The following is a 12,207-nucleotide window of genomic DNA, read 5'->3' as shown; positions in this document are numbered from 1 at the left end:
CGGGAGGAGATCGTCATGATCCTGCGTTCGACTCTGTCGCGCCACGAATCCGGCTTTGCCGCCAACGCCGAGGCGATGCGCCTGCTGGTCGATGACCTGCGGGCCAAGGTGGCCGAGATCAAATTGGGCGGCGGCCCCCTGGCGCGCGACAAGCATCTCGCCCGCGGCAAGCTGTTGCCGCGCGACCGGGTGCGCTGCTTGATTGATCCCGGCACCCCCTATCTCGAACTGTCGCAACTGGCGGCGCACGAGGTCTATGACGAGCCGATTCCGGCGGCCGGGGTGCTGACCGGCATCGGCCGGGTGGCCGGGCGCGAATGCGTGATCATCGCCAACGACGCCACCGTCAAGGGCGGCACCTATTACCCGCTGACGGTCAAGAAGCACCTGCGCGCCCAGGAGATCGCCCGCGACAACCGGCTGCCCTGTCTCTATCTGGTCGATTCCGGCGGGGCCAACCTGCCCAACCAGGACGAGGTGTTTCCCGACCGCGACCATTTCGGCCGGATCTTCTACAATCAGGCCACCCTGTCCGCTGCGGGGATTCCCCAGATCGCGGTGGTGATGGGCAGTTGCACTGCGGGCGGGGCCTATGTCCCGGCGATGAGCGACGAATCGATCATCGTGCGCCAGCAGGGCACGATCTTCCTGGCCGGTCCGCCGCTGGTGAAGGCTGCCACCGGCGAGGTGGTGACGGCCGAGGATCTGGGCGGCGCCGACGTTCATTCCCGCGTTTCCGGCGTCACCGACCATTACGCCCAGAACGACGCCCACGCTTTGGCGATCGCCCGGCGGGTGGTGGGCAATCTCAACCGGTCCAAACAGCCGGGAGTCGAACTGCGTCCGCCGGTCGATCCGCTATATCCCGTCGAAGACCTGCATGGTGTCGTTCCGGTCGATCCGCGCAAGCCGTTCGATGTGCGCGAGGTGATCGCCCGGCTGGTCGATGGCAGCGCCTTCGACGAGTTCAAGCAGCTTTACGGTCCGACCCTGGTGTGCGGCTTTGCCCACATTTTCGGCTATCCGGTCGGCATCGTCGCCAATAACGGCATCCTGTTCTCGGAATCCGCTCTGAAAGGAACGCATTTCGTTGAATTGTGCGCCCAGCGCGGCATTCCGCTGGTGTTCCTGCAAAACATCACCGGGTTCATGGTCGGACGCAAATACGAGGCGGGCGGCATCGCCAAGGACGGCGCCAAGATGGTCGCGGCGGTGGCCTGCGCCAAGGTACCGAAACTGACGGTGGTGATCGGCGGCAGCTTCGGGGCGGGAAATTACGGGATGTGCGGGCGGGCTTTTTCCCCCCGCTTCCTGTGGATGTGGCCCAACGCCCGCATCTCGGTGATGGGGGGCGAGCAGGCGGCGGCGGTGCTGGCCCAGGTCCGCCGTGACGGGCTGGAGGCGCGCGGCGAGAGTTGGAGCGCCGAGGACGAGGCCGCTTTCAAGGCTCCGATCCGTGCCCAGTACGAGACCCAGGGTCACCCCTATTACGCCTCGGCGCGGTTGTGGGACGACGGCATCATCGACCCGGCCGACACCCGGATGGTGCTGGGGCTTGGCCTGTCGGCCGCGCTCAACGCCCCGATCGAGCCGACTCCCTTTGGCATTTTCCGGATGTGAGGCGGCGATGAGCCAGCAAACGATTCGCGTCACGAAGCGACCCGACGGGGTGGCCATCGTCACCCTGGCCCGGCCGGAGGTTCACAACGCCTTTAACGAACGGATGATCGCCGATCTGAGTAGTGCGCTGTCCGCCCTGGGCAAGGACAAGACGGTGCGAGCCGTGGTGCTGGCCGCCGATGGGGCCAGCTTTTCCGCCGGGGCCGATCTCGATTGGATGCGGCGCAGCGCGGCCTATGCCCCGGCCGAGAATCTCGCCGATGCCGAGGGTCTGGCCGAGTTGATGCGGGTGTTGAACAGCCTGCCCAAGCCGACGATTGCGCGGGTCCAGGGGGCGGCCTTGGGCGGCGGCGTCGGGCTGGTGGCCTGTTGCGACATCGCGATTGCCGTCGATAGCGCCGTGTTCTGCCTGTCCGAGGTCCGGCTGGGGCTGATCCCGGCGGTGATCTCGCCTTATGTGATCGCGGCGATCGGAGCGCGGGCGGCGCGGCGCTGGTTCCTTACCGCCGAACGGTTCGTTGCCGCCGAGGCGCTGCGGCTCGGTCTGCTCCATCGGGTGGTCGAGGCCGACGATCTCGATCCCGCGATCGAGGAAATGCTGGCCGCGCTGCTGGCCGGTGCGCCCGAGGCCCAGGCAGCCGCCAAGGATTTGATCTTCGCGGTGTCCGACCGCCCGGTTTCTCCGGCGCTGATCGCCGATACCACCCGCCGCATTGCCGAGCGGCGGGCCGGGGCGGAAGGACGCGAGGGAATCGCCGCCTTTTTGAACAAACGCCCGCCGGTGTGGGGAGGCTGAGCCGATGTTTTCGAAAATCCTGATCGCCAATCGCGGCGAAATCGCCTGCCGAATCATCCGCACCGCCCGACGGCTCGGCATCGCCACCGTCGCGGTTCATTCCGATGCCGATGCCGGATCGGCTCATGTCGCCCTGGCCGACGAAGCCTGGGCCATCGGCCCGGCCCCCAGCCGCGACTCCTATCTGCGCGCCGAGGCGATCCTGGCCGCCGCCCGCGCCAGCGGGGCCGAGGCGATCCATCCCGGCTATGGCTTCCTGTCCGAGAATGCCGATTTCGCCGAAGCCTGCGCCCGCGAGGGTCTGGTGTTCATCGGCCCGCCGCCTTCGGCGATTCGGGCAATGGGCGGCAAGAGCGAGGCCAAGGCGCTGATGGAACGGGCCGGGGTGCCGCTGGTTCCCGGCTATCACGGCGCCGACCAGGACCCGGACCGGCTGGCGGCGGCGGCAGCCGAAATCGGCTTTCCGGTGCTGATCAAGGCATCGGCCGGGGGCGGCGGCAAGGGGATGCGGGTGGTCGATTCCGCCGATACCTTCGCCGCTCAGTTGGCGGCAGCGCGGCGCGAGGCGGCGGCGGCATTCGGCGACGAGAGGGTGCTGGTCGAGAAATACCTGACCCGGCCGCGCCATGTCGAAATCCAGGTCTTCGCCGACAGTCACGGCAACGCCCTTTCGCTGTTCGAGCGCGATTGTTCGATCCAGCGTCGTCATCAGAAGGTGGTCGAGGAGGCTCCCGCCCCCGGTCTTGACGACGATCTGCGCCGCCGGATGGGCGAGGCGGCGGTCGCCGCCGCCCGCGCCATCGGCTATGTCGGGGCGGGAACGGTCGAGTTCCTGCTGGGCGCCGACGGCGGGTTCTATTTCATGGAGATGAACACCCGGCTCCAGGTCGAGCATCCGGTAACCGAGATGATTACCGGTCTCGATCTGGTCGAATGGCAGGTGCGCGTCGCCGCGGGCGAGCCGATGCCCTGCCGCCAGGACGAGGTCCGCCGCGACGGCGCCGCGATCGAGGTCCGCCTCTATGCCGAGGATCCGGCGCGCGGCTTCCTGCCCGCCACCGGTCGGATCGCCCATCTGCGCTTTCCCGCCCCCGGCCCCAATCTGCGGATTGATAGCGGGGTGCGGGCGGGCGATGCCATCACCGTCCATTACGACCCGATGATCGCCAAGCTGATCGTGTGGGATCGTGACCGCGCCAGTGCGGTGCGGCGGCTGCGTGCCGCCCTGGCCGCGACCGAACTGGTCGGCCTCGCCACCAATCTCGACCTTCTTGCCGCGATCGCGGACGATCCCGCCTTTGCAGCCGCCGAGATCGACACCGGCTTTCTCGACCGCCATCTCGCCCGCCTGCTGCCGCCCCTGCCGCCTCTGTCCGACGCGGTGCTGGGGCTGGCCTGCCTTGGTCTGCTGCTCGAACGGCAGGTCGAGGCGGCGGCGGTGGCGGCGGGCTCGGCCGATCCCTACAGCCCGTGGAGTCGCCGCGACGGCTGGCGGCTCAACGACGACGCCCACGACAGCCTGCATCTGCGCTATGGCGACGAAGAGGTCGAGGTGCCGCTGATCCATCGCGCCTGGGGGTGCGAGCTGTCGCTGCCGGGGGGCTTGGTCGCGGCGCGGGGCCATCTCGATCCCGACGGGCGGCTGGAGGGCACGTTGGGGCCGATGCGGCGTCGGGCCGGGTTCTTCCATCGCGACGGACGGATCACCTTGTTCCTCGACGGCGACCGCCATCAATTGTCGATCGTCGATCCGCTGCCGGACGACGGCCCCGATCTGGCCGGGGGCGGGGTGGTGGCGCCGATGCCGGGGACGATCACCGCCTTACTGGTCGAACCCGGCGCGCGGGTCATCCAGGGCCAGCCCCTGGTGGTGATGGAGGCGATGAAGATGGAGCACACCCTGAAGGCTCCGGCCGACGGCACCGTCGCGGGCCTGCCCTATCCGGTCGGTGCCCTGGTCGAGGACGGAGCGGTTCTGGTCGATTTCACCGCCGAGGCGGCCTGAGATGGCGGCCCGGCCGACCCGGGTCCGGCTGGTCGAGACCGGACCGCGCGACGGTTTGCAAAACGAGCCGATGCCGGTGCCGCTTGCTGTCAAGCTGGAGTTGATCGAGCGGCTGGCCGCCGCCGGGCTGACCACGATCGAGGCCGGGGCGTTCGTCTCGCCGAAGCGGGTACCGCAGATGGCCGACAGCGGGGCTTTGTACCGCGAACTGCCCCGCCGCGCCGGGGTTTCCTATCCGGCGCTGGTGCCCAACCTCGCCGGGCTGGAGGCGGCGCTGGAGGCCGGACTCGATTCGGTGGCGCTGTTCGTTTCCGCCTCCGAGGGCTTCAGCCAGCACAACATCGCCTGTTCGCGGGCCGACAGTCTGGTCCGTCTCGCTCCGGTGGCGGCGCGGGCGCGGGCGGCCGGGCTGTCCCTGCGCGGCTATGTCTCCTGCATCGTCGCCTGTCCCTATGACGGGGCGGTGGACCCGGCAGCGGTGGCGGAAATGGCCCTGCGGCTGGCCGATCTCGGCTGCGACGAGATATCGCTGGGCGACACGCTGGGGATCGCCACCGCCGATTCGGTGCGGCGGGTGATCGAGGCGGTGGCCCGCCGCCTGCCGCGCGAGCGGATCGCGATGCATTTCCACGACACCTATGGCCAGGGAATCGCCAACACGCTGGCCAGTCTGGAAGAGGGAATCGCGACGTTCGACAGCGCGGTCGCCGGTCTGGGCGGATGTCCCTTCGCCCCCGGGGCCAGCGGCAACGTCGCCACCGAGGATCTGCTTCACCTGCTGCACGGGCTGGGATGCGAGACCGGGATCGACCCGATGGCGGTTGCCGTCACCGGGGCGTGGATTTCGGCCCGGCTCGGCCGCCCCTATGCCGCCCGGGCCGGTCGTGCCCTGCTGGCCGCCGCCGCCAGGACCGAAGCCCCGATCGCGCTCTAAGCCGGAGGACCGCACCATGTCAGCTCCCCTGTGGCAGCCCTCGCCCGACCGGATCGCCGCCAGCCGACTTACCGCCTTCATCGCCGAAATCAACCGCCGCCATGCCCTGGCGCTGGCCGACATGGCCGGGCTGTGGCGCTGGTCGGTCGAGCGGCCCGATCTGTTCTGGGATGCGGTGTGGAGCTTTTGCGGGGTGATCGGCGACAGGGGCGAGGGGCCGGCGGTTGACGATCCCGACCGTCTCCCCGGCGCGGTGTGGTTTCCCGAGGCCCGGCTCAATTTCGCCGAGAATTTGTTGCGCCGCCGTGACGACGGCGACGCCCTGGTGTTCTGGGGCGAGGATCAGGTCCGCCGCCGGGTCAGCCATGCCGAGCTTTACACCCTGGTGGCGCGGTTGGCGGCGGCGATGCGGTCGCGCGGAATCGGCCCCGGCGACCGCGTCGCCGGGGTTCTGCCCAACCTGCCCGAAGCGATCGCCGCGATGTTGGCGGCGGCCAGTCTGGGCGCGGTGTGGTCGTCGGCCTCGCCCGATTTCGGGGTGCAGGGGATCGTCGATCGCTTTGGTCAGATCGCCCCCAAGCTGCTGATCGCCGCCGACGGCTATTGGTACAACGGCAAGCGGCATGACATCCGGCCCAAGCTGGCGGGGATTCGGGCCGGTCTGCCCAGCGTCGAGACTCTGGTGGTGGTGCCCTATCTCGACGCCCGGCCGGACCTGGCCGATCTGCCCGGCGCGGTCGGGCTCGACGCCTTCCTCGGCCCGGCTGCGGCCGGAGAGATCGCGTTCGAGCGCCTGCCGTTCGACCACCCCCTCTACATCCTCTATTCCTCGGGCACCACCGGCTTGCCCAAATGCATCCGGCATGGGGCGGGCGGGGTGCTGGTGCAGCATCTGAAGGAACACCAGCTTCATTCCGACATCCGCCCCGGCGACCGGATATTCTACTTCACCACCTGCGGCTGGATGATGTGGAACTGGCTGGCCAGCGGGTTGGCGTCGGGGGCGACCCTGATGCTGTACGACGGCTCGCCCTCGCTGGCCCAGGGGGCGATTCTGTTCGATTATGCCGAGGCCGAGGCGGCGACCTTCTTCGGCACCTCGGCGAAATGGCTGGATGCGATTGCCAAGGCCGGTCTGCGTCCCCGCGACACTCACCGCCTCGAATGTCTCCGCACCATCGCCTCGACCGGGTCGGTGCTGGCGCCAGACAGCTTCGATTACGTCTATGACGCGGTGAAAAGCGACGTCTGCCTGTCCTCGATCTCGGGCGGCACCGACATCGTCTCCTGCTTCATGCTGGGCGACCCGACCGGCCCGGTCTGGCGCGGCGAGGTCCAGTGCCGCGGCCTGGGGATGCGGGTCGAGGTGTTCGATCCGGATGGCGTCTCGTTGCGGAGCGGGCAGGGCGAACTGGTCTGCACCCGGGCCTTCCCCTGCGTGCCGCTCGGCTTCGGGAATGATCCGGACGGGCACAAGTTCCACGCCGCCTATTTCCAACGCTTCCCCGGAGTGTGGACCCATGGCGATTGGGTCGAACTGACCGAGCATGGCGGTCTGATCGTTTCTGGCCGCTCCGACGCGACTCTCAATCCCGGCGGGGTCCGGATCGGGACCGCCGAGATATACCGTCAGGTCGAGACCCTGGACGAGGTGGTCGAGGCGCTGGCGGTCGCTCAGAACTGGGCCAACGACGTGCGGGTGGTGCTGTTCGTGCGGCTGAAGGAGGGGCTGACGCTCGATTCCGCCCTGATCGACCGGATCAAGCAGCGCATCCGCGACAACACCACGCCCCGCCACGTTCCGGCCAAGGTGATCCAGGTGAGCGACCTTCCCCGCACCCGCTCGGGCAAGCTCGTCGAACTGGCGGTGCGCGATCTGGTCAACGGCCGCACCGTCGCCAACCGCGAGGCCCTGGCCAATCCCGAGGCGCTTGACCTGTTCGTCGGGATCGAAGACATCGCGTCGCCCTGACCACAGCCGGGGCGGCAGGGACCGACGTTCAATGCCTTGAGCCCGGTTAGAAAAAAACGTATGCTTGTTTCCACAACCGCCGCGCTGGGACAGACCCCGGCGCAGGCGGACGAAAAAGGGGGGCAACGACCCCCCGCCAGGGAGTGACGCCGATGTCGCGCGATCCGTCGATTGTGCCGGATAGACATCCCGTGCTCGAAGTTCGCGACGTTTCCCTTGGCTTCGGGGGCGTCCGGGCACTGACCGGGGTGAGCTTTTCGGTCGCCAAAGGTGAGTTGTTTTCGATCATCGGCCCGAACGGGGCCGGAAAAACCTCGATGCTGAACTGCATCTCGGGGCGCTATCGGCCCTCTTCGGGCCAGATTCTGCTGGACGGCAGCGACGTGACAGGGCTGTCGCCCAATCGGCGGGCGACGCTGGGGCTGGGACGGACGTTCCAGAATCTGGCCCTGTTCGGCCATATGAGCGTGCAAGACAACATCATGGTCGGCCGCCATCACCTGCTGAAGAACAACGCCCTGACCGGGGCGCTGTACTGGCTGGGGGCCAGACGCGAGGAACTGGCCCATCGCCGCGTCGTCGAAGAGATCATCGACTTCCTTGAAATCGCCCCGATCCGCAAGGCCCAGGCGGGCACCTTGTCCTATGGCCTGCGCAAGCGGGTGGAACTGGCCCGTGCGATGGCGGTCTCCCCCAAGGTCATCTTGCTCGACGAACCGATGGCGGGAATGAACCTCGAAGAGAAAGAGGACATGGCCCGCTTCATCGTCGATCTCAACGAGGAATGGGGCATGACGGTGGTGATGATCGAGCACGACATGGGGGTGGTGATGGACATCTCTCACCGGGTGATGGTTCTCGAATTCGGCTGCAAGATCGCGCTTGGCCTGCCCGAGGAGGTGATGGCCAACGACCGGGTCAAGGTGGCCTATCTCGGCATCGACGAAGACGAACAGGTGGCGTGATGAGCGAGACGATCGACCTCTCCCGCCACGACACCTTCGCCAAGGCGCTGGTTCACAACGCCGCCCGCTGGCCCGACGCCATCGCGATGCGCGAAAAGGCGTTCGGGATCTGGAACAGCGTCACCTGGGCCGAGTATCTGCGTCAGGTCCGCCTGCTCTGTCTCGGCCTGATCGACCTGGGAGTCGGTCGCGGCGAGGTGGTGGCGATCATCGGCAAGAACCGCCCCGAAAGCATCTGGAGCGAGCTTGCCGCCAACGCCCTGGGGGCGATGTCGCTGGGGATCTATCACGATTCGATGGGGGCCGAGGTGTCCTACCTGCTGTCCTACACCGAGGCCGCTTTGGTGATGGCCGAGGACGAGGAGCAGGTCGATAAGCTGCTTGAGATCGCGGGCGATCTGCCCGCCTTGCGCCACATCGTCTATTTCGATCCGCGCGGGATGCGTAAACACGCCGACCCCCGCCTGATCTTCGCCGACGACCTGCGGGCGCGGGGTGCCGCGCTGGATGCGCGCGAGCCGGGCCGGTTCGAGGCCGAGGTGGCGGCCGGGCAGGGCGACGACGTCGCCATCTTGTGCACCACCTCGGGGACCACCTCGCACCCCAAGCTGGCGATGTTGCAGGCGGGACCGTTCCTGCGCCATTCCGCCGCCTATCTCCGCGCCGATCCCAAGCACGCGGGCGAGAATTACGTCTCGCTGCTGCCGCTGCCATGGATCATGGAACAGATCTATGCGGTGGCCCAGCCGCTGGTCTGCCGCACCATCGTCAATTTCGTCGAGGAACCGGAAACGATGATGGCCGATATGCGCGAGATCGGCCCGCATTTCGTCCTGCTCGCCCCCCGGATGTGGGAAGCGATCGCCGCCGAGGTCCGCTCCAAGATGATGGAATCGACCCGGTTCAAGCGGGCGATGTTCGCGCTGGGGATGAAGCTCGGCATGGCGGCGCTGGATCAAGGGCGGCGGTCGCGTCTGGCCGACCTGATCTTGTTCTCCGCCCTGCGCGACCGGCTGGGCTTCACCTTCCTGCGCTCGGCGGCGACCGGCGGCGCAGCGCTGGGGCCGGACACCTTCCGCTTTTTCCTGGCGATGGGGATTCCGCTGCGCCAGATCTACGGCCAGACCGAACTGGCCGGGGCCTACACCGTCCATCGGCCGGGCGACATTGATTTCGACTCGGTGGGGATTCCGTTCGACGACGCCCGGCTGCGGATCGACCGGCCCGATTCCAACGGAATCGGCGAGATCGTCGCCACCACCGACGGGATGTTCTGCGGCTATTACCGGAATCCCGAGGCCAGCGGTGCCGACATCGTCGATCAGGTCTGGCTTCGGACCGGCGACGCCGGATACATCAAGCCCGAGAACGGCCATCTGGTGGTAATTGACCGCATCAAGGATCTGGCCACCACCTCGACCGGGGTGCGCTTCTCGCCCCAGTTCATCGAGAACAAGCTGAAATTCTCCCCCTACATCGCCGAGGCGGTGATCCTCGGGGCGGATCGGCCCTATCTGTCGGCGATTGTCTGCATCCGCTTCTCGATCGTGTCGAAATGGGCGGAAAGCAAGGGGATCGCCTTCACCAACTACACCAATTTGTCGGGGCAAAGCGCGGTCTATGACCTGCTGACCGCCGAGGTCGAGACGGTCAACCAGACGCTGCCCGAGCCGCAGCGGATCAGGAAGTTCCTGCTGCTGTACAAGGAACTCGACGCCGACGACGGCGAACTGACCCGGACCCGCAAGGTGCGCCGCTCGGTGATCAACGAGAAATACGCCGACATCATTCACTCGGTTTACGCCGATTGCGACCGGGTTCCGGTCGATGCCGTGATCACCTTCCAGGACGGCACCACCACCCGGGTCAAGACCGACCTTGCCGTCGTCACCGTGCTGCCCGCCCCGTCCTCCCGGATGGCCGCCGAGTAGGAGAGCCGCGATGATCTCCAGCCTGCTTTTGCAATTGATCCTGAACGGCCTGATCGTCGGCGCGCTGTATGGCGTCGTCGCGATGTGTTTCGTTCTGATCTACAAATCGACCCAGGTGGTCAATTTCGCCCAGGGCGAATTCCTGTTGATCGGGGCCTGGACCTGCTGGTGGCTGGTTACCAGCCTTGAACTGCCGTTTCCAGCCGCGTTCCTGCTGACCTTCCTGTTCATGATGGTGTTCGGCATCGTCTTGCAGATGGTGGTGCTGCGCCCGCTGATCGGCGAGCCGGTGATCTCGGTGATCATGGTTACCATCGGCCTGTCGATCTTCTTCCAGGCGGTGGTGAAGGCGATCTTCGGAGCCTGGGCCCAACCCTTCCCCGAGGTGTTTCCGGTCAAGTCGGTCGATGTGTTCGGCCTGCCGGTCCAGCCCGCTTATCTGATGAGCCTCGTCGTCTCGGTGGTGATCATGGTCGCCTTCGCCTGGTTCTTCAAATATTCGCGGATGGGTCTGGCGATGCGGGCCACCGCCTTTGACCAGCAGGTGGCGCAAAGCCTGGGCATCTCGGTCAAGGGCGTGTTCGCCCTGGCCTGGGCGATCTCGGCGATGGTCTCGGCCCTGGCCGGGGTGGTGGTGGGCATGGTCAACGGGGTGTCCTCGGCGCTGTCCTTCTTCGGCATCAAGGTGTTCCCGGCGGTGATCGTCGGCGGGCTCGATTCGATCGTCGGCGCGATTGTCGGCGGGTTGATTATCGGCCTGCTGGAAAACCTCGCCGAATATGCCGACAGCCAGTTCCTCCACCTTGGCAACCTGTACTCCGTCGCGCCGTTCTACGTGCTGGTGATCATCTTGATGATCAAGCCCTACGGCCTGTTCGGCACCAAGCGAATCGAGAGGGTGTGATGATCGGCAGCAGTCTCGTTCCCTGTGGTCAGTTCAAGACCTCCTATAGCGAGGACACCACGCTGTTCCTGACGCCCGCCTCGCGCCGGTTCTGTATCGCCGCGATCGTACTGGCGGCGGCGGCTCCGCTGGTGCTCGGCCCCTATCCGCTGACGCTGATGATCCAGATCGGCTTTTTCGCGATCGCCGCGCTGGGGCTCAACATCCTGGTCGGCTCGACCGGACAGATCTCGCTCGGTCACGCCGCCTTTTTCGGCTTTGGCGCGTTTGCCTCGGCCTGGCTCAACAGCACGGTGGGCGTCCCGGTCCTGCTGGCGATTCCGCTGGCCGGGCTGATGACGACGCTGCTGGGGCTGCTGTTCGGCATTCCGGCCGGACGTCTGAAGGGGCTTTACCTCGCGATCGCCACCTTTGCCTCGCAATACATTCTGGAAGATTTCTTCGCCCGCGCGACGTGGTTCACCGGGGGCTCGTCGGGGGCGATGGCCGCGCCTGCCTCGCTGTTCGGCTGGGAGTTGAGCGGCGACCGCCAGTATTTCTATGTCGTGCTGGTCTTCCTGGTGGTGATGTTTGTTCTGGGCGCGAACCTGTTGCGGACCCGCGACGGCCGGGCCTTCGTCGCGGTGCGCGACCATTACCTCTCGGCCGAGGTGATGGGGGTCAACCTGACCCGATACCGCATCTTGTCGTTCGGCATCTCGTCCTTTTACGCCGGAATCGGCGGGGCGCTGTACGGGCACTATCTCGGCTACGTCTCGGCCGAGGGCTTCACCATCCTGCAATCAATCCAGTTCCTGGGGATGATCATCATCGGCGGGCTCGGCTCGGTGACAGGGACGCTGATGGGCACCTGCTTCATGGTCCTGCTGCCCGAGGTCACCGAAGGCGCGGTCAGCCTGATCAAGCAGGTGGTGGGCGACGTTCCGGGACTGACGGGGGCGTTGGCCTACATCAAGGAAGCCGCGATCGGACTGGCCATCGTCTTGTTCCTGATCTTCGAGCCCGACGGTCTGGTCCACCGTTGGCGGACGATCAAATCCTACTGGAAGCTTTATCCCTTCTCGTACTGAGGCCGGGACA

General features: G+C 66.8%; 9 protein-coding genes. All 9 read left to right on the top strand.

What is annotated here, in order from left to right:
- The first annotated feature begins 15 nt into the window (after window positions 1-15).
- The 9 genes from BLW40_RS15290 (at window position 16) to BLW40_RS15250 (ending at window position 12,197) form a co-directional block, all read left to right on the top strand.
- Complete coding sequence (locus tag BLW40_RS15290; protein ID WP_074770102.1) at window positions 16-1,620, top strand: carboxyl transferase domain-containing protein; 1,605 nt, start codon at window positions 16-18, stop codon at window positions 1,618-1,620.
- A 7-nt stretch (window positions 1,621-1,627) separates the two neighbouring features.
- The gene (locus BLW40_RS15285; protein ID WP_074770101.1) at window positions 1,628-2,416 is read left to right on the top strand and encodes an enoyl-CoA hydratase-related protein; all 789 of its coding nucleotides are present in this window, start codon (window positions 1,628-1,630) and stop codon (window positions 2,414-2,416) included.
- A gap of 4 nt (window positions 2,417-2,420) precedes the next feature.
- The gene (locus BLW40_RS15280; RefSeq protein ID WP_074770099.1) at window positions 2,421-4,421 is read left to right on the top strand and encodes an acetyl/propionyl/methylcrotonyl-CoA carboxylase subunit alpha; all 2,001 of its coding nucleotides are present in this window, start codon (window positions 2,421-2,423) and stop codon (window positions 4,419-4,421) included.
- Window position 4,422: 1 nt separating this feature from the next.
- The gene (locus BLW40_RS15275) at window positions 4,423-5,355 is read left to right on the top strand and encodes a hydroxymethylglutaryl-CoA lyase (RefSeq protein WP_074770097.1); all 933 of its coding nucleotides are present in this window, start codon (window positions 4,423-4,425) and stop codon (window positions 5,353-5,355) included.
- Window positions 5,356-5,371: 16 nt separating this feature from the next.
- Window positions 5,372-7,327 (top strand): acetoacetate--CoA ligase, encoded by a 1,956-nt coding sequence (locus tag BLW40_RS15270; protein WP_074770095.1) that lies wholly within the window; start codon window positions 5,372-5,374, stop codon window positions 7,325-7,327.
- Window positions 7,328-7,479: 152 nt separating this feature from the next.
- Complete coding sequence (locus tag BLW40_RS15265) at window positions 7,480-8,292, top strand: ABC transporter ATP-binding protein (RefSeq protein ID WP_074770093.1); 813 nt, start codon at window positions 7,480-7,482, stop codon at window positions 8,290-8,292.
- Window positions 8,292-10,223: a long-chain fatty acid--CoA ligase gene (locus BLW40_RS15260; RefSeq protein WP_074770091.1), complete on the top strand. Its 1,932-nt coding sequence runs from the start codon at window positions 8,292-8,294 to the stop codon at window positions 10,221-10,223. Before BLW40_RS15265 ends, BLW40_RS15260 begins: the two co-directional genes overlap by 1 nt.
- Before the next feature lie 10 nt (window positions 10,224-10,233).
- Entirely contained in the window at window positions 10,234-11,127 is an 894-nt protein-coding gene (locus BLW40_RS15255) for a branched-chain amino acid ABC transporter permease (RefSeq protein ID WP_074770089.1), read from the top strand.
- Window positions 11,127-12,197 (top strand): branched-chain amino acid ABC transporter permease, encoded by a 1,071-nt coding sequence (locus BLW40_RS15250; RefSeq protein ID WP_074770088.1) that lies wholly within the window; start codon window positions 11,127-11,129, stop codon window positions 12,195-12,197. The genes BLW40_RS15255 and BLW40_RS15250 overlap by 1 nt, the downstream gene beginning before the upstream one ends.
- Window positions 12,198-12,207: the final 10 nt, after the last annotated feature.

This window comes from Magnetospirillum fulvum, from assembly GCF_900108475.1.
Lineage (GTDB): Bacteria > Pseudomonadota > Alphaproteobacteria > Rhodospirillales > Magnetospirillaceae > Phaeospirillum > Phaeospirillum fulvum_A.
Note: the sequence above shows the minus strand (reverse complement) of the source record. Positions and strands in the feature narration are given on the sequence as shown.

Coding starts and splice junctions, on each gene's coding strand:
- BLW40_RS15290 (WP_074770102.1), top strand. CDS start 16: ATGATCCTGCGTTCGACTCTGTCGCGCCACGAATCCGGCTTTGCCGCC.
- BLW40_RS15285 (WP_074770101.1), top strand. CDS start 1,628: ATGAGCCAGCAAACGATTCGCGTCACGAAGCGACCCGACGGGGTGGCC.
- BLW40_RS15280 (WP_074770099.1), top strand. CDS start 2,421: ATGTTTTCGAAAATCCTGATCGCCAATCGCGGCGAAATCGCCTGCCGA.
- BLW40_RS15275 (WP_074770097.1), top strand. CDS start 4,423: ATGGCGGCCCGGCCGACCCGGGTCCGGCTGGTCGAGACCGGACCGCGC.
- BLW40_RS15270 (WP_074770095.1), top strand. CDS start 5,372: ATGTCAGCTCCCCTGTGGCAGCCCTCGCCCGACCGGATCGCCGCCAGC.
- BLW40_RS15265 (WP_074770093.1), top strand. CDS start 7,480: ATGTCGCGCGATCCGTCGATTGTGCCGGATAGACATCCCGTGCTCGAA.
- BLW40_RS15260 (WP_074770091.1), top strand. CDS start 8,292: ATGAGCGAGACGATCGACCTCTCCCGCCACGACACCTTCGCCAAGGCG.
- BLW40_RS15255 (WP_074770089.1), top strand. CDS start 10,234: ATGATCTCCAGCCTGCTTTTGCAATTGATCCTGAACGGCCTGATCGTC.
- BLW40_RS15250 (WP_074770088.1), top strand. CDS start 11,127: ATGATCGGCAGCAGTCTCGTTCCCTGTGGTCAGTTCAAGACCTCCTAT.